The following is a 16948-nucleotide window of genomic DNA, read 5'->3' as shown; positions in this document are numbered from 1 at the left end:
AGCAATGCATCTGACAGTCGGTTATCTCGCAACCCCGACGGGTGACGACGGCGTCGCGCTTGCGAGCGCTCTCGCCAAGACCTTCGACGCGCAGGTCGACGTCGTTCTCGTGGTGCGGCAAGAACTTCCGGACGGCCATCCAGGGCGAGCGGAGTACCAACAACTGCTCATCGAGCGTGGCGAGGAATGGATCTCCCGGGCGATCGACCGGCTTACCGCCAACGGTGTCAGCGCATCGTCCACCGTGATGGTGGGTGAGTCGTTCGCCGAATCGCTCGTCGGCTTTGCCGAACAGAAGGATTCGGATCTGATCGTGGTCGGCGGCGCGCGCGACGGGTTCTTCGGCGGCCACACCATCGGACCGGTGACCGGTGCCCTGCTGCACTCATCGCCGATTCCGGTGGCGTTGGCCCCGCGTGGATACGCCGACGACCCGGACGAGACGTTTGCGGCCGTGACCGCCGCGGTGCCGACCCGTCCGGGCGACGACAACCCGCTACCGTTCGCGATCACCCTCGCCAGCGCCGCCAGCTTGGCTATCCGGATGGTGTCGCTGGTGTCTTCCGAGAATCTCACCGAGGCCGCCAACGCGCGAGAGGTGCGCCAGCTCCAAAAGGCTGCCGCCGAAGAGAATCTCGCTGTCGCGGCGCGGGCACTTCCGGACGCGCCCGAGATCGAATCGCGTGTTGCCGAAGGTATGACCCTGGAATCCGCGCTGAAGAAGCTTCGGTGGGACGACGGCGACCTGCTAGTCGTCGGCTCCGCGCGCTTCGCGGCACCACGGCGGATCTTCCTGGGGTCGACCGCCGCACGCATTCTGGCCGGCGTCGACGTCCCGGTGATCGTGGTCCCGAAGGCCGACTAGCGCTCCATCGCGGCGAGACCCTGTTAGCGCTTCGTGAATATCGTCCGGTGCCATTCCTTGTCGGCCACCCCGGTGATATCGCTCATGACGTGCTTGATCGTGAGGTACTCCTCGAGCGAGTAGTCGCTCATGTCCTTGCCGAATCCTGACGCGCCGACGCCGCCGTGCGGCATCTCGCTGATGATCGGAATGTGGTCATTGATCCAGACACAACCCGCGTTGATCTCACGTGACGCCCGCTGCGCGCGGTACACATCGCGCGTCCAGGCCGAAGCCGCCAAACCGAACGCGGTGTCATTGGCCTGCCGCAGCGCGTCGTCGTCATCCGTGAACGACCGCACTGTCAGCACCGGGCCGAAGATCTCGTCGCGGTAGATCTCGGAGGCCTCGTCCACATCGGCGATGAGCGTCGGACGGTAGAACGATCCCGGCAGGTCGGGCGCCACGCCGCCGGTGACCACGCGTGCCCCCTGACCGGGTGCCCGCTCGACCATGCCCGCGACCTTGGCGCGGTGCGCCATCGAGATCAACGGGCCCAGGTCGGTGTCGGGGTCCTGCGGATCGCCGACCACCACCTTGCCCATCACCTCGGCGACACCGGCGACGAAGTCGTCGTACAAATCTCTCGCCACGATCGCGCGCGTCGCGGCCGTGCAGTCCTGTCCGGTGTTGATGAGCGCACCGGCGACCGCGCCCTGGATCGCGGCATCCAGATCGGCGTCGTCGAACACCACGAACGGCGCCTTACCGCCCAATTCCAACTGCGTGCGGTGGCCGTGCACCGCGGCCGCCGCCATCACCTTGCGCCCCACCGGGGTCGAGCCCGTGAACGTGACGACGTCGACGTCAGGGTGTCCGGCCAGGGCGGCGCCGACATCGCCGCCTGCGCCGGTCACGACGTTGAAAACTCCGTCGGGCAGACCCGCCTCGGTCGCCAGCCGCGCCAACGTCAGGGTCGTCAGCGGTGTGAGCTCGGCGGGTTTGATCACCACGCTGCATCCGGCGGCCAACGCCGGCAACACCTTCCACACCGCCATCTGCAGCGGATAGTTCCACGGCGTGATCGTCGCAACCACTCCGACGGCCTCGCGCCGGATGCTCGACGTGTGATCACCGGAGTACTCGGCGGTGGCCTTGCCCTCGAGATGGCGTGCCGCACCGGAGAAGAACGAGATGTTGTCGATGCTGCCCGGCACGTCGAACTCCGTGGCCAACCGCACCGGCTTTCCGGTCTGGCTCACTTCCTCGGCGATGATCGCCTCCGCGTTGACGTCGACCAGCTCGGCGAGTTTGGCGAGCACCCCGGCGCGGTCGACGGGGGTAGCCGTCGCCCAGCCGCGCAACGCGGCGCGGGCTGAAGCCACGGCGCGGTCGACGTCGGCCGGAGTCGCCAGCGCCAGCTCGGCCACCGTCGATCCGTCCGCGGGGTTGACCACCTGATGTACGCCGCCGGCGGTGACCACCGGCGCCCCTTCGATCCAGCTGCCTGCCAACGTCGTGGTCACGGTCTTGGGAGAAGACACCGTCATCATTCAACGCTAACCGACTCCAACCGGCCAAGCTACGCATTCCCGCAGCGCGAAGCCGTCAAAACGAGTGATTTCATGGTCATAGTTGCTTGCTACGACGGATTCCGTGCACAATCTCATGCATGGCTAACCCGGGCGTTGGACCCGTGTCGTTCCGTGTCAACCAGTCCAGACCTGGCGCGGCGTTCCAACTCGACGACTTGTCGAAACAGATCATCGAGAAGCTGCAGCAGGACGGCCGACGTTCCTATGCCGGCATCGGCAAGGCGGTCGGCCTCTCCGAGGCCGCGGTCCGGCAGCGGGTGCAGCGCATGGTCGACGCGGGTGTCATGCAGATCGTCGCGGTCACCGATCCGATGCAACTGGGCTTCGCGCGCCAGGCCATGATCGGTATCAAGTGCACCGGGGACACCACCAAAGTGGCCGAGAAGCTGGCCACCATCGAATCCGTCGACTACGTGGTCCTGACGGCGGGTTCGTTCGATGCGATCGTCGAAGTCGTCTGCACCGACGACGACGACCTTCTCGACCTCCTCAACACCCAGATCCGCGCACTGCCGGGAGTGATATCAACAGAGACACTTGTCTACCTGAAACTCGTTAAACAGCAATACAATTGGGGTACAAGATGACTGCTACCGATATCGACCTCTCCGCCGAGCTGGGCGCCACCGCCGACCGCCACCTGTGGGGGCACTTCGCTCGCCACGGCGCCGGCATCACGCCGCCGATCATCACTCGCGGCGAAGGCGTCACCATCTGGGACAGCAAGGGCAAGAGCTACATCGACGGCCTGTCAGGGCTTTTCGTGGTCCAGGTCGGACACGGTCGCAAGGAGCTCGCCGAGGCGGCGGCCAAGCAGGCCGAGACGCTGGCGTTCTTCCCGCTGTGGTCCTACGCCACGCCGTCGGCGATCGAGCTTGCCGAGCGCATCGCAGGGTACGCACCGGGTGATCTGAACCGCGTGTTCTTCACCACCGGCGGTGGTGAAGCCGTGGAGTCGGCGTGGAAGCTGGCCAAGAACTATTTCAAGCTGACCGGCAAACCCGGTAAGCACAAGGTGATTTCGCGTGCGATCGCCTACCACGGCACCCCGCAGGGCGCCCTCGCGATCACCGGACTGCCCGCGTTCAAAGAGCAGTTCGAGCCGCTCACCCCGGGCGGCTTCCGCGCACCCAACACCAACTTCTACCGAGCGCCCGCCCAGTTCGAGCACGATGCCAAGGCCTTCGGTCAGTACTGCGCCGACCGTATCGCCGAGGCGATCGAGTTCGAGGGTCCCGACACCGTCTGCGCGGTCTTCCTCGAGCCGGTGCAGAACGCGGGCGGCTGCTTCCCGCCGCCGCCGGGGTATTTCGAGCGAGTTCGCGAGATCTGCGACGAGTACGACGTGTTGTTGGTGTCCGACGAGGTGATCTGCGCGTATGGCCGGATCGGCTCGATGTTCGCCTGCGACGACTTCGGCTACGTACCCGACATCATCACCTGCGCAAAGGGTTTGACGTCGGGTTACTCGCCGATCGGCGCGATGATCGCCTCCGACCGGCTGTTCGAGCCGTTCAACGACGGCAAGACGACGTTCGCGCACGGTTACACATTCGGCGGGCATCCGGTGTCGTCGGCGGTGGCGCTGGCCAACCTCGACATCTTCGAGCGCGAGGGTCTCAACGACCACGTCAAGGAGATGGCACCGGCCTTCCGCGCGACGCTCGAGCAGCTCTATGACCTCCCGATCGTCGGTGACGTCCGGGGCGAGGGCTTCTTCTACGGCATCGAGTTGGTGAAGGACAAGGCCACCAAGGAGACCTTCAACGACGAGGAATCTGAGCGGTTACTCCGTGGTTTTCTTACCCCCGCGATCTTCGAGGCGGGCCTGTACTGCCGTGCCGACGACCGCGGCGACCCAGTGGTGCAGTTGGCGCCGCCGCTGATCAGCGGCCAGAAGGAGTTCGACGCGATTTACGAGATCCTTCGCGGCGTCCTTGAAGAAGCGGGTCGGTTGCTCTAGCGAACCGCGCTAACGTCGGCGGCGTGCCTGCCAAACAGCCCAAGCCGCCGATCGACCCCGTCCGCTGGAATCCGCCGCCGGTCGACCCGTTGCCGGACTTCGGACCCGCCGAGCTGACCGTGGTGCCGATGCCGGGCAATGCACCCGAGGATGTGGTCGTCGACGCCGACGGCCAACTCTGGAGCGGTGTGGACGACGGCCGAATCGTGCGCATCTCCCCCGACTCTGGCGAGACGACCGTCGTCGGCGACACCGGCGGGCGTCCCCTGGGTCTCGGCGTCGCGCGCGATGGACGGCTGCTCGTGTGCGATAGTCCGCGCGGCCTGCTGGCGATGGACACCGAGACCGGAACGTTCGAAACGCTGGTGGACGAGGTCGACAATCGCCAGCTGCGCTTCTGCTCCAATGTTACCGAGACAGCCGATGGCACAATCTATTTCACCGAATCGACAAGCGCGTTCACCTATGCGCACTCGCTGGCCGCGATCCTGGAGGCGCGACCACGCGGCAGCCTGTTCCGTCGCGATCCCGACGGGACGGTGCTGACCGTATTGCCCGGCTTGTATTTCGCGAACGGCCTGACACAGACGGCTGACGAGTCGGCGTTGGTATTCGCGGAACTGCAGGCGCGCCGGCTGTCGAAGTACTGGCTGACGGGCCCGAATGCTGGGACGGTGACACCGTTGGTCGAGAACCTTCCCGGCATGCCCGACAATCTTTCGACCGGCTCCGACGGCCGGATCTGGTGCGCGTTCTTCACTCCGGCCAACCCACTCGCGGACAAATTGGCCAAAGGGTGGCCGTTGGTGCGCAAGTTGATCTGGCGCCTGCCGGATCGAGTACAGCCGAAGGCGGAAACGGTGGTGTGGGCGGTCGCCTTCGACCCCGACACCGGCCAGGCGGTCGCGGGTCTAAGGACCGAACATCCGCAGTTCGGCCAAGTCACGGGAATGGTGGAGGCCGACGGCAAGCTATGGATGGGTTGCCTTGGATTCCCGGCCGTCGCGCACGTCGATCTGGCGGCCACCGCCTTGCGCTGAGGGGCCGCGGCATCGCTTTTGACGAAATGCAGAGGTCTTCCTCGCGCTTCCGCTGCATTTCGTCGATAACGATGCCAACCGCCCGCCCGCGCTACCCCGTCGAGTCACATTTGAAACTCCAATCACACCAGTCACAGCGCGCCTCCTGGGAAACCCGCCCGCAACGTCCTAATCTGCGCTCACCATGGCGAACGTACAAACCTCGTCCAAGCGCGCTGCTGCCCTGGTGGCGGCCCTGTTTCTGCTGACCTCCCCCGCGGTGGCCGCCGCCCAGCCGGATGCCGCGCCGGACACCAACGCTTGTCCGTACAAGCAATCGACTCCCCCGGCCGTCGACGCGTCCGAGGTGCCCAAACCCGGCCAGGCCGCGCCCGGTCCGCTGCCCGTCCCGGCCAAGCCGATGGGCGGCGATGCGCTCTCAGGTTGCGGCGTCATCACCGCGCCCGGCACCCCACCGCTGCCCAACGACATCTCGGCCGAAGCGTGGCTGGTCGCCGACCTCGACACCGGCGACGTCATCGCCGCCAAGGATCCGCACGGGAGGCACCGGCCCGCCAGCATCATCAAGGTCCTCGTCGCGATGCAGGCCATCAGGGAACTGCCGATCCACAAGGTCGTACCGGGCACCGCCGAGGATTCGGCGCAGGAAGGCACCAAGGTCGGCGTCGGCGAAAACGGCCACTACTCCATCAACGACCTGCTGCACGGTCTGCTGATGTATTCGGGCAACGACGCCGCGCACGCGCTGGCGGCCCAGATGGGCGGAATGGAAACCACGATCGGCAAGCTCAACGTCCTTGCCGACAAGCTCGGCGGGCACGACACGCGAGTCGCGACGCCGTCGGGTCTCGACGGTCCTGGCATGAGCACGTCTGCGTACGACATCGGCCTGTTCTACCGATATGCCTGGCAGAACCCGATTTTCAGCGACATCGTGAGCACGCGCACCTTCGACTTCCCCGGTCGTGGTGATGCCGGCTATCCGATCGAGAACGACAACAAGCTGCTCGCCAACTATCCCGGCGCGCTCGGCGGCAAGACCGGCTTCACCGACGACGCACGCCAGACCTTCGTGGGTGCGGCCAACCGTGACGGACGCCGACTGGTCGCGGTGCTGCTGCGCGGAACCCGCCAACCGATCGCACCCTGGGAGCAGGCGGCGCATCTGCTTGACTACGGCTTCGCGACGGCGCCGGGCACCAAGGTCGGCACGCTGATCGAACCCGACCCTTCCCTGCTCGCGCCGAAGCCTGAAGCGGCCGCAGGCGCACAGGCTCTCAACGCCGCACCGGTACTGCCCAACATGGACGCCACGCCCGTGCGGGTGGGTGTCGGCATCGTCGGCTCGATCATCGTGTTCGGACTCATCATGGGCGCCCGATCACTCAATCGCCGCCCCCAGCACTGATTCCCGGCGCGCGACCCCTTCACGGCCCCCAAGCAGGCCGGGGCAGCGCGGCGGACTTCTTGCCGAGCTTTCCGGACCGGACCTGCGCGGCGAGGCTGTCGAGTATCACCCGCGAGCTCATCAGCGCGGTCTGCTCTGCCCAGTCATAGGGCGGCGAGCACTCCACCACCTCGATACCAGCCAACCCGGGCTCGGACACCATCTTGACCAGGTTCAGCGCTTCGCGCGGCAGCAGCCCACCCGGCTCGGGCCAGCCGGTGCCCGGCACGAAACCGGCGTCGATCACGTCGATGTCGAACGACAGATAGACCGCTTTGGCACCCTTCCATGCGATTTCGAGCGCCATCTCAGCAATCTTCTCGACGCCGACACGTTCCACGTCGCCGACGGTGATGACCGTCGACTGGCGTTCGCGGCCGACCTTCACGCCCTCGCGTGGGCTCTGCCAGCCGCCGATACCGATCTGCACGAGGTTGGTCGCCGGCGCGTTCTTGATGTTGGTCGCGTGGAACCACGGGGTGGTGTGCATCCGCTCGTCGAGGTCGGTCTCCTGGGTGTCGACATGGCGGTCGAAGTGGATGATGCCGATGTTGCCGTCCATGTAGGGCGCCAGCCCGCGAACGGTCGGAAAGCCGATCGAGTGGTCGCCACCGAGAACTATGGGCATGACGCCCTTCTGCGCCACGTGTGCCATCGCCTGACTGATCTGGTCGAACGACTTCTCCAGATTGCCCGGGATCGTGAACACGTCGCCGATGTCGACCATGTTCAGTTGCTCGCGCAGGTCGACGCCGGACTCGTAGTTGTACGTGCCGAACAGGTTCGTGGAACGACGGATCCCCTGAGGCCCGAAACGGGTGCCGGGCCGGTAGGTGGCACCGGCATCGAGCGGCACACCGAAGATCGCCACCTCGGCGTCGTCGACCTCGTTGACGTCCTCGATGAACGGGCACTTCAGAAAGGTGCCGCGCTCGCCTGCGAAGTGCGGCTTCTCGCCGCGGACGAACGTCGAGATGGTTCGGTCGTTGATCGTCGGGGCGGCTTCGAGGCCGTAGCTCAGGCCGCGATCGATCTCCTCTCGCAACCGGCGATCGCCGAGCCTGGCCTCGACCTGTTGGGCCCACGCGCCTTCGGCGTTTGGCAGCGACGGATCCGGACGATCGGGATGGTCAGCTGAATCGGACACGAGATTCTCCTCACGCGCCGTCTTGTCGCTGACCGGGTACGACGCACCTCGTCCGGGGCGCCGGATCGCACGGCGCCTGCCGCCATTGTCGGCACGACGGCGTATCCCTGTCCAGCGCTGAATGAAACGCATCGTTAACACCGGTCGCTATCGGTCGTAACGAGCTGCGTCTTTTCTGGCATGGACTCACAGAAGTTGTGAGGCGCGTCTAGGGTTCCGCCGGCATGCCGGGTCTGGTCCGAGAGACGCAGGCGGCCGGCACCGACGCATGACCGTTCCACGGCGGGACAAAAGCCCGGGAGACTTCCGCAAGTGCGGCGGCTCCGCCTCCGCGCATCACCTCGGGAGATCCCAAATGATTCTTCTCGGCGTGGCGATCAGCATCGCCGTTGTCGTGGCCGTCGGCTTCTATGTGTCCAAACGCATCGAGGGCGACAGCTCCAATTTCCTTGTCGGCGGCCGGATGTTGCCCTTCTGGCTCGTCGGCGGCGCACTCATGGGCGCGGCCGTGGACACCAACGCGACCCTCGGCAACACCGACCTCGCCTTCGAGTTCGGCTTCTGGGCCGGCGCGGCGCTGCCCCTGGGTCTGGCGCTGTGTCTGACGATCACCGGCATCTTCTTCGCCAAACCGATGAACCGGATGGGGCTGACGTCGTTTCCCGACTACTACCGGCTGCGGTTCGGGCGTTCGGTCGAGGTGGGCGCCTCGGTACTCCTGGCCGTCGCGTTCTGCATGCTGGTGGCGGGCAACCTCGTCGCGGGCGGCTTCCTGTTCAACTACTTTATCGGCATGCCCTACTGGCTGGGTGTGGTCCTGATCGCGGCGATCGCGGTGGCCTACACCGGAACCGGCGGCCTGATCGCCGACGCCTACACGGCGATCATCCAGATGTCGCTGATCCTGATCGGCGCGATCGGGTTGTTCGTGTGGATGACCACCACGCATGGTCTCGATATCGCCGAGGGCACAGGGCCGTTGGCGCTTGGTCAACTGTCCGACCCCGCGCAAGGCGCGGTCATCAACTGGGCGACGCTGATCGCACTCGGCATCGGTGACATCGTCGCCATCGATTTCATGGCCCGCGTGTTCTCCGCGAAGTCACCCGAGGCCGCGCGCAAGGCCTGCTTCACCGCGGCCGCCGGTACCGTCGCCATCTGCGTCCCGTTCGGATTGGTTGTGCTGGCAGCACATTCGTTCATGCCCGCGGAACTCGACGGCCCGGTGTTGTTCGTCCTGTTGGACCAGTACGCGCCGGTCGGACTGACCGTGCTGGTGCTGTGCGGACTGGTCGGTGCGTCGATGTCCACCGCTAACGGCGCAATCCTCGCGATCTCCAATGTGTGCGTGCGCAACCTCGGCGGCGTCCGCCGGGTGCACGAGCCCGGCAAGAAGGATCCGCTGCTGCGGGCCACCCGGATCGCGATGGTGCCGATGACGCTGTTCTCGATCGTGTTCGCAATCTACGTGCAGCAGACCGGCATTCTGCTGACGCTCGCCTTCGACCTGATGCTGGCCTGCCTGGTGGTGCCGTTCATCCTCGGGCTGGTGTGGCGCCGAGGGACGACCACGGCCGCGGTCGCCGCGATCGGCGTCGGGTTCGTCGTCCGGATCGTGCTGTTCGTCATGACGCCGACGATGTTCGGGGTCGAGAACACGATCCTCTACATCCCGAACAGCCTCATCACCGCATCGTTCGACGGGTGGCCCACCTTCATCGCATTCGGAGCCGGCCTGCTGACCTATGTCGTGGTGTCGTTGATGACACCGCCGGCAACGTTGCGCGGTCTGGACATTCAGGTCGCGCAGGATGTCGACGATGCCCTGGATTCCACGACAGTGGAGACCGAGAAGGAGCCTGCGCTCGCGGGTGAGGCTGCGCCCGTATAGCGCAGCCGAGGCTTACGGGCGGCGACTCCATCGCGAAATCCCCAACGCACCAACGGCTCCCAGGGCGGCCGCGGCCAGCGCACCGCGAATCCCTAGGCCCTCGCGGAACTCGACGCGCGGGGTGATCTGGGCCGGGTTGGGCGGATCGACCGGAGCCGTCGCCAGGTTATCTGATGACGTCGCGGCCCACGCCGTGGCGAACAGAATGAGGCGAGAGGTGATGTAGGCGAACACCATCAGACCGAGCACCGGACCGAATGTCGCTCCCGCCGGGCCAGTCACCACCGACCGCAGGTAGATCGACGCCACCTGCTTGAAGACTTCGAAGGCCACCGCGGCGATCAATCCGGCCCTCAGCGCGCTTCGGAAGCTGACCGACTCACGCGGCAGCCGCGCGATGACCCAGGTGAACAGCAACCAGGTGATGAGCACCGACACCGCCAGCGACGCCGCCCGTAGCGCAATGCTCACGCCCGGAACATCCTCCAGCCCAACCCATTCCAGCACCTGTTTCATCACGCCTGAACTGCCCAAGACGGTCAGCCCGATCGTGACGACCAGCGCGAGGAACAGACCCACCATCGCCGTCAGATCCGACAGCTTGGTGCGCACGAACCCCTTGGTGTCATGCCGAGCCAGTCCCCACATCTGGCTCAACGCTTCACGCAGGTTCGCCATCCAGCCCAGACCGGCCCATGCGGCGGTCGCGAGACCGATGATGCCGACAGAGGTGCGCGATTTGATCGCCGAGTCCATGAGATCGACCAGTTGCTGCCCGATGTCGCCCGAGATCGTCGACTTGATCCGCTGCTGGATCTCGGCGAGCAGCTCGGGCTGGCTCGCCAGGATGAAGCCGCCGATCGCGAACCCCACCATCAGCATCGGAAAGAGCGCGAAGATGGTGAAGTACGTGATGCCCGCGGCGTAGAAGTCGCCCTTGCTGTCCTGGTATCGCTCTTGGGCCCGCATCACATGGTCGAACCAGTGGTACCGCGCGCGAAAGCGATCGAGAATTCCGGGTTTGGACTCGTCCGAATTACCCGGCTCGACCGGAGGTGTCATTCGAGCCTCCAAGCGAGTGGCGGGCGTTGGCTATTAGGTCCCCCGGGGAAACCCTAATCGGTCATATACCCGTTGCAGAGTGTTTGAAGACACCTCTCTGGCACGCTCGGCGCCGGCGGCCAGCACCGCCTCCAGCTCGGCCTGATCGGCCATCAGATCGTCGACACGCGCCTGGATCGGCGAGACGAACTCGACAACGGCCTCGGCGGTGTCGGCCTTCAGGTCGCCGTAGCCGCGGCCGGCGTAACCTTCGACGAGCTTGTCGACGTCGGTGCCGGTGATCGCGGACTGGATGCTCAACAGGTTCGACACGCCGGCCTTGGCGACCGGGTCGTAGCGGATCTCGCGCTCGCTGTCGGTCACCGCCGACCGGATCTTCTTCGCGGTCTTCTTCGGATCGTCGAGCAGGCTGATCAGCCCGGCGTCGGTGGCCGCGGACTTACTCATCTTCGACGTAGGGTCCTGCAGGTCGTAGATCTTGGCGGTGGCCTGCTGGATCAGTACGTCGGGCACCACGAAGGTGTCCGGAAAGCGGGCGTTGAACCGTTGCGCGACGTCGCGGGCCAGCTCCAGATGCTGGCGCTGGTCCTCGCCGACCGGAACCAGTTCGGTGTCGTAGAGCAGCACGTCGGCGGCCATCAGCACGGGATACGTGAACAGCCCGACGGTCGTGGCCTCCGCACCTTCCTTCTGCGACTTGTCCTTGAATTGCGTCATCCGCGACGCCTGCCCGAATCCGGTGAAACAGCCCAGCACCCAAGCGAGTTCGGCGTGCTCGGGCACCTGGCTCTGGACGAAGACCGTGGACCGTGACGGGTCGATGCCGAGTGCGAGGTATTGCGCGGCGGTCACCATGGTGCGCCGACGCAACTCCTCGGGATCCTGCGGGATGGTGATCGCGTGCAGGTTGACCACGCAGAAGAAGGCGTCGTAGTCGTCCTGCATGCCCACCCACTGCTTGATGGCGCCCAGGGCGTTGCCCAGGTGCAGGGAATCAGATGTGGGTTGGACACCGGAAAAGACGCGACGCGCAGTGCTCATGATGCGTCAATCTTGGCATGGTCAGCCAATGGCTTTTTGAGCGCTCTGGTCCCGGGACTCCTCGATGGCCCTGCGTGCAAAGACCCACCGTTCGGTGATCGCCAGCTGGCTGCGGCCGCGGCCCAGGAAGGTGATGAACCAGGAGTACACGGCGACGATGCGGTTTCGGCTGCCCACGAGGTAGTAGAGGTGTAGACCGAGCCACGCGAGCCAGGCCAGGAATCCGCCGAACTCGACCTTGCCGATCTGGCACACCGCGCTGAACCGCGAGACGGTGGCCATGCTGCCCTTGTTCAAGTACTTGAACGGCTTTCGTTCGCCTGCCGAAGCCTTGAGTTCGCTCTTGATCTGCTTGGTGGCGTAAACCGCGCCCTGAATCGCGCCCTGCGCCATCCCCGGGACGCCGCGAACGCTCATCAGGTCGCCGATGACGAAAACGTTCGGGTGGCCCTTGACCGTGAGGTCAGGCTCGACGACGACGCGTCCGGCCCTGTCGACCTCGGTCCCGTCGGACTGCTCGGCGATCAGCTTGCCGAGCGGACTGGCCTGCACGCCGGCCGACCACACCTTCACGGCGCACTCAATCCGCTTTTCTTCACCGTCTTCCTTGACGGTCAGGCCCATGTAGTCGACATCGGTGACCATCGTGTTGAGCTTGACCTCGACGCCCATCTTCTCCAGCCGGCGCTGCGCCTTGAGCCCGAGCTTGGGCCCCATCGGGGGCAGCACCGCAGGGGCGGCCTCGACCAGGATCACCCGGGCCTCGGTGGGGTCGATGGTGCGGAACGCACCCTTGAGGGTGCGATCGGCGAGCTCGGCGATCTGTCCGACGACCTCGACACCGGTCGGTCCGGCGCCGACGACGACGAATGTCAGCCGACGCTTGCGTTCGGCCTCCGATGTCGTCACCTCGGCCGCCTCGAAGGCGCCGAGGATCCGGCCGCGCAGCTCCAGCGCGTCGTCGACCGTTTTCATGCCCGGAGCGAAGGCCTCGAAATGGTCGTTGCCGAAATAGGACTGTTGTGCGCCTGCGGCCACGATCAGACTGTCGAACGGCGTGACCCGCTCCCAATCGAGCAGCTTCGAGGTGACCGTCTTGTTCTCGAGGTCGATTCCGACCACATCGCCGAGCAACACTTCGGTGTTCTTGTTCTTACGCAGAATGATTCGCGTCGCCGGTGCGATTTCACCGACCGACAGGATGCCGGTGGCGACTTGATAGAGCAGCGGCTGGAACAGGTGGTGGGTCGTCTTCGCGATCAGGGTGACGTCGACGTCCGCGCGCTTGAGGTGTTTGGCCGCGAACAGCCCGCCGAAGCCGGACCCGATGATGGCGACGCGATGACGCCGGGGAGCGATGGTTTCGTCGGTCATTGGCCGACCCTAACGGTCATGCGCCCCGCTCACAGTCCACAGCGGGTGAATATTCGACGGTGCCCTGACCATCGCCGGGGTGGCGGGCTTGCGGTACCGGCGGTATCACCTTTACTGTCGGTCAGATGAGCGAGCGCGCACCGATACACCTGGGATCCGGCGAGCCGATGCTTTTGCTGCATCCGTTCATGATGTCCCAGAACGTCTGGAAAGGCGTTTCCCCACTGATTGCTGAGACAGGGCGCTACGAGGTGTTGGCCCCGACCATGCCCGGCCACAACGGCGGTATCAAGGGCAGGTTCTTCCTGGACACCGCCGAGTTGGCCGACGACATGGAACGCCGGATGGATGCGCTCGGGTGGGACACTGCGCACATCGTCGGCAATTCGCTCGGCGGCTGGGTGGCCTTCGAGCTGGCACGCCGCGGCCGGGCCCGCTCGCTGACCGGTATTGCACCGGCCGGCGGCTGGTCCCGTTACACCCCCGCCAAGTTCGAGATCGTGTTCAAGTTCGTGGCCGGCTTGCCCGTCTGGTTGGGCGCCAAGGTGCTAGGGGAACGTGCGCTCAAGCTGCCCTTCGTCCGTCAGCTCGGCTTCGTGCCGATCAGCGCGACCGCGGATCGCCTCAGCGACGAGCAATGGCTCGACATCATCGACGACGTCACCCACTGCCCGGCCTACTACCAGCTGCTGTTGAAGTCGCTGCTGATGCCCGGGCTGCTGGAACTGGCCGAGGCCAAGACGCCAACGCACCTGGTGATCTGCGAAAAGGACCGGGTGCTACCGCATCCGAGGTTCACCCGGCACTTCACCAAGCATCTGCCGCAGTCAACGACGGTCACGCACCTCGACGACGTCGGGCACATCCCGATGTACGAGGCGCCGCGCCGGGTCGCCGACCTGATCGTCGAGTTCACCGACCGCTACGCGACGCCCCCGTCGCAGGAGGCCATCGGCTAGCTCCTCGCGGCCTCCAGCGTCGAGTTCAGCGTCTTGCTCGGCCGCATGATCGCGGTGGTCTTCTCCGGGTCGGGCCAGTAGTAGCCGCCAATGTCGACCGAATCCCCTTGCACCGCGGCAAGTTCGGAGACGATGGCGTCCTCGTTCTCCGCAAGCGACTTCGCGAGCGCGGCGAAGTGGTCGGCGAGCTCCTTGTCCTCGCTCTGTTCGGCGAGTTCCTGTGCCCAATACATCGCGAGGTAGAACTGGCTACCGCGGTTGTCGAGCTCACCGGTCTTGCGGGACGGGCCCTTGTCGTTCTCCAGCAGCTTGCCGATCGCGCCGTCGAGCGTCTTACCCAGCAGGGTGGCCCGCTTGTTGCTGGTCTTGTCGCCCAGGTCCTCGAAGCAGGCGCCCAACGCGAGGTACTCGCCGAGCGAATCCCACCGCAGGTGGTTCTCCTCGACCAACTGGTGCACATGCTTGGGAGCGGACCCGCCTGCGCCCGTCTCGTACATTCCGCCGCCCGCCATGAGCGGCACGATCGACAGCATCTTGGCGCTGGTGCCCAGCTCCAAGATCGGGAAAAGGTCAGTCAGGTAGTCGCGCAGGATGTTTCCGGTGACGGCGATGGTGTCCTGCCCCCGGGTGACGCGCTCCAGCGTGTACCGCATGGCCCAGACCTGCGGCATGATCTGGATGTGCAGGCCCTCGGTGTCGTGGTCGGCGAGGTAGGCCTTGACCTTCTTCCTCAGTTCCGCCTCGTGCGGCCGCTCGGTGTCCAGCCAGAACACCGCCGTCATGCCGGATGCCCGCGCCCTGGTGACCGCCAGCTTGACCCAGTCGCGGATCGCCGCGTCCTTGGTGACCGGCATGCGCCAGATATCGCCCTCCTCGACGTCCCAGCTCAGCAGCACCTCGCCGCTGTCGACGTCGACGATGTCGGCGACACCGTCCTCGGGGATTTCGAAGGTCTTGTCGTGTGAGCCGTACTCCTCGGCCTTTTGCGCCATCAGGCCGACATTCGGAACCGTGCCCATCGTCGTCGGATCGAACTGGCCGTTGGTCTTACACCAGTTGATCATCTCCTGGTAGATCCGGGAGAACGTCGACTCGGGGTTGACGGCCTTGGTGTCCTTGGTCCGTCCGTCGGCGCCGTACATCTTGCCACCGAGGCGGATCATCGCAGGCATCGAGGCGTCCACGATCACGTCGCTGGGCGAATGGAAGTTGGTGATTCCCTTGGCCGAATCCACCATGGCCAACTCGGGCCGGTGCTCGTGGACGTCGTGGATGTCCTGGATGATCTGCTCGCGCTGGAAGGACGGCAGCTTCTCGATCTTGTTGTAGAGGTCGACCATTCCGTTGTTGACGTTCACACCCAGTTCGTCGAGCACGTCCTGGTGCTTCTCGAACGCCTCCTTGTAGAAGACCTTCACGCAGTGACCGAACACGATGGGGTGGCTGACCTTCATCATCGTCGCCTTGACGTGCAGTGAGAACATCACCCCGGTCTTGTAGGCATCCTCGATCTGCTGTTCGTAGAACTCGACGAGCGCTTTCTTGCTCATGAACATGGATTCGATGACGTCGCCGTCCTCCAGCGCCGTCTCGGGCTTGAGCACAATCGTCTGCCCGCCCTTGGTTTTCAGCTCCATCCGCACCGTGCGGTCTCGATCCAGCGTCATCGACTTCTCGCCGTGGTAGAAGTCGCCGTGCTTCATGGTCGCCACATGGGTGCGCGACGCCTGGGAGAACTCGCCCATGCTGTGCGGGTGCTTGCGGGCGTACTCCTTGACGGCGTTGGGAGCGCGACGGTCTGAATTTCCTTCGCGCAGAACGGGGTTCACCGCGCTGCCGAGAATCTTGCCGTACCGCTCCTTGAGCGCCTTCTCCTCGTCGTTCTTCGGCTGCGCCGGATAGTCGGGGACCGCGTAACCCTTCTCCTGCAGCTCCTTGATCGCCGCGTAGAGCTGCGGCACGGACGCGCTGATGTTGGGCAGTTTGATGATGTTGGTGTCCGGGGACTGCGTCAGCTTGCCCAGTTCACCGAGGTTGTCCGGGACGCGCTGCTCTTCGGTCAGGTGATCGCCGAACTCGGCCAGGATGCGGGCCGCCACCGAGATGTCGCTGGTTTCGATGTTGATCCCCGCCGGATCGGCGAAGGTCCGAATGATCGGCAGGAAGCCATAGGTCGCAAGCAGCGGCGCCTCGTCGGTCAGGGTGTAGATGATGGTCGGCTGCTCTTCGCTCATGTGATGCGCTCCCGGGGGTCTTCTCGGCCAGTTCGACAAAGCTCCGCGTTGTGCGCGGCGGCTATAAGTATTGCGTCGAACACGACGCTACGCGTGGGCCACCGTGTTCTCCCGGGCGGACTTCAGCTACTGGCGGGTAGCTTTCGGCCGCCGCCTCATTGGCCGCACCGCGCACAGAAAACAGGCTGCTGGCACGCAGTCAGCCCCATGCGATAGTCTGTGCTCGGTCATGAGCGCCAGCGTCAAGCCCCGGCTCGCTGGCCGGCAACCCTCCAACCGCGGTGGGGTGCTCCGGGTGAGGACCAGGTTGAGTAGCCGCTAGCGAGCGGTTGCCGGCAAGCGCGGGTCCGT

General features: G+C 65.3%; 13 protein-coding genes and 3 riboswitches. Of the genes, 7 read left to right on the top strand and 6 right to left on the bottom strand.

The window, feature by feature from the left end:
• Positions 1-4: 4 nt before the first annotated feature.
• On the top strand, positions 5-865 hold the full coding sequence (locus BST47_RS07875; RefSeq protein ID WP_083124926.1) for a universal stress protein: 861 nt from the start codon (positions 5-7) through the stop codon (positions 863-865).
• Positions 866-888: 23 nt separating this feature from the next.
• On the opposite strand, the gene BST47_RS07870 is transcribed toward BST47_RS07875, so the two are convergent.
• On the bottom strand, positions 889-2394 hold the full coding sequence (locus BST47_RS07870) for a gamma-aminobutyraldehyde dehydrogenase (RefSeq protein WP_083124925.1): 1506 nt from the start codon (positions 2392-2394) through the stop codon (positions 889-891).
• Between the two features lie 122 nt (positions 2395-2516).
• Here BST47_RS07870 and BST47_RS07865 point away from each other — a divergent pair, with 122 nt between their 5' ends.
• The 4 genes from BST47_RS07865 to BST47_RS07850 all read left to right on the top strand — a co-directional run bounded on the left by BST47_RS07865 (position 2517) and on the right by BST47_RS07850 (position 6850).
• Entirely contained in the window at positions 2517-3026 is a 510-nt protein-coding gene (locus BST47_RS07865) for an Lrp/AsnC family transcriptional regulator (RefSeq protein WP_083124924.1), read from the top strand.
• A complete protein-coding gene (locus tag BST47_RS07860; protein WP_083124923.1) occupies positions 3023-4402 on the top strand; it encodes an aspartate aminotransferase family protein in 1380 nt (459 codons plus the stop codon). Before BST47_RS07865 ends, BST47_RS07860 begins: the two co-directional genes overlap by 4 nt.
• Before the next feature lie 23 nt (positions 4403-4425).
• Positions 4426-5442: an SMP-30/gluconolactonase/LRE family protein gene (locus BST47_RS07855; protein WP_234809612.1), complete on the top strand. Its 1017-nt coding sequence runs from the start codon at positions 4426-4428 to the stop codon at positions 5440-5442.
• 184 nt (positions 5443-5626) lie between these two features.
• Complete coding sequence (locus BST47_RS07850; RefSeq protein ID WP_083124922.1) at positions 5627-6850, top strand: D-alanyl-D-alanine carboxypeptidase family protein; 1224 nt, start codon at positions 5627-5629, stop codon at positions 6848-6850.
• Positions 6851-6869: 19 nt separating this feature from the next.
• On the opposite strand, the gene BST47_RS07845 is transcribed toward BST47_RS07850, so the two are convergent.
• Positions 6870-8036, bottom strand: a complete 1167-nt coding sequence (locus BST47_RS07845; RefSeq protein ID WP_083125128.1) for an agmatinase family protein — start codon at positions 8034-8036, stop codon at positions 6870-6872.
• A gap of 11 nt (positions 8037-8047) precedes the next feature.
• Positions 8048-8116, bottom strand: a riboswitch (guanidine-III (ykkC-III) riboswitch).
• Between the two features lie 117 nt (positions 8117-8233).
• Positions 8234-8340, top strand: a riboswitch (guanidine-I (ykkC/yxkD leader).
• Positions 8341-8391: 51 nt separating this feature from the next.
• Here BST47_RS07845 and BST47_RS07840 point away from each other — a divergent pair.
• Complete coding sequence (locus tag BST47_RS07840; RefSeq protein WP_083124921.1) at positions 8392-9927, top strand: high affinity choline transporter 1; 1536 nt, start codon at positions 8392-8394, stop codon at positions 9925-9927.
• Positions 9928-9939: 12 nt separating this feature from the next.
• On the opposite strand, the gene yhjD is transcribed toward BST47_RS07840, so the two are convergent.
• The 3 genes from yhjD to BST47_RS07825 are packed head-to-tail and all read right to left on the bottom strand — an operon-like array spanning position 9940 to position 13404.
• The gene (yhjD, locus tag BST47_RS07835) at positions 9940-10989 is read right to left on the bottom strand and encodes an inner membrane protein YhjD (protein ID WP_083124920.1); all 1050 of its coding nucleotides are present in this window, start codon (positions 10987-10989) and stop codon (positions 9940-9942) included.
• 33 nt (positions 10990-11022) lie between these two features.
• Entirely contained in the window at positions 11023-12030 is a 1008-nt protein-coding gene (gene trpS / locus BST47_RS07830) for a tryptophan--tRNA ligase (protein WP_083124919.1), read from the bottom strand.
• A gap of 21 nt (positions 12031-12051) precedes the next feature.
• On the bottom strand, positions 12052-13404 hold the full coding sequence (locus BST47_RS07825; protein ID WP_083124918.1) for an NAD(P)/FAD-dependent oxidoreductase: 1353 nt from the start codon (positions 13402-13404) through the stop codon (positions 12052-12054).
• A gap of 125 nt (positions 13405-13529) precedes the next feature.
• Here BST47_RS07825 and BST47_RS07820 point away from each other — a divergent pair, with 125 nt between their 5' ends.
• Positions 13530-14363, top strand: coding sequence for an epoxide hydrolase EphH (locus BST47_RS07820; RefSeq protein ID WP_083124917.1), 834 nt, complete (start codon positions 13530-13532; stop codon positions 14361-14363).
• Here the strand turns inward: BST47_RS07820 and BST47_RS07815 are convergent.
• On the bottom strand, positions 14360-16597 hold the full coding sequence (locus BST47_RS07815; RefSeq protein WP_083124916.1) for an NADP-dependent isocitrate dehydrogenase: 2238 nt from the start codon (positions 16595-16597) through the stop codon (positions 14360-14362). The genes BST47_RS07820 and BST47_RS07815 overlap by 4 nt on opposite strands.
• Before the next feature lie 225 nt (positions 16598-16822).
• Positions 16823-16945: riboswitch (SAM riboswitch) on the top strand.
• The last annotated feature ends 3 nt before the right edge of the window (positions 16946-16948 follow it).

Origin of the sequence: Mycolicibacterium tusciae (assembly GCF_002086795.1) — a bacterium.
Taxonomy (GTDB): Bacteria; Actinomycetota; Actinomycetes; order Mycobacteriales; family Mycobacteriaceae; genus Mycobacterium; species Mycobacterium tusciae.
The sequence above is the reverse complement of the archived record's forward strand: the minus strand, read 5'-3'. Positions and strand labels throughout refer to the sequence as shown.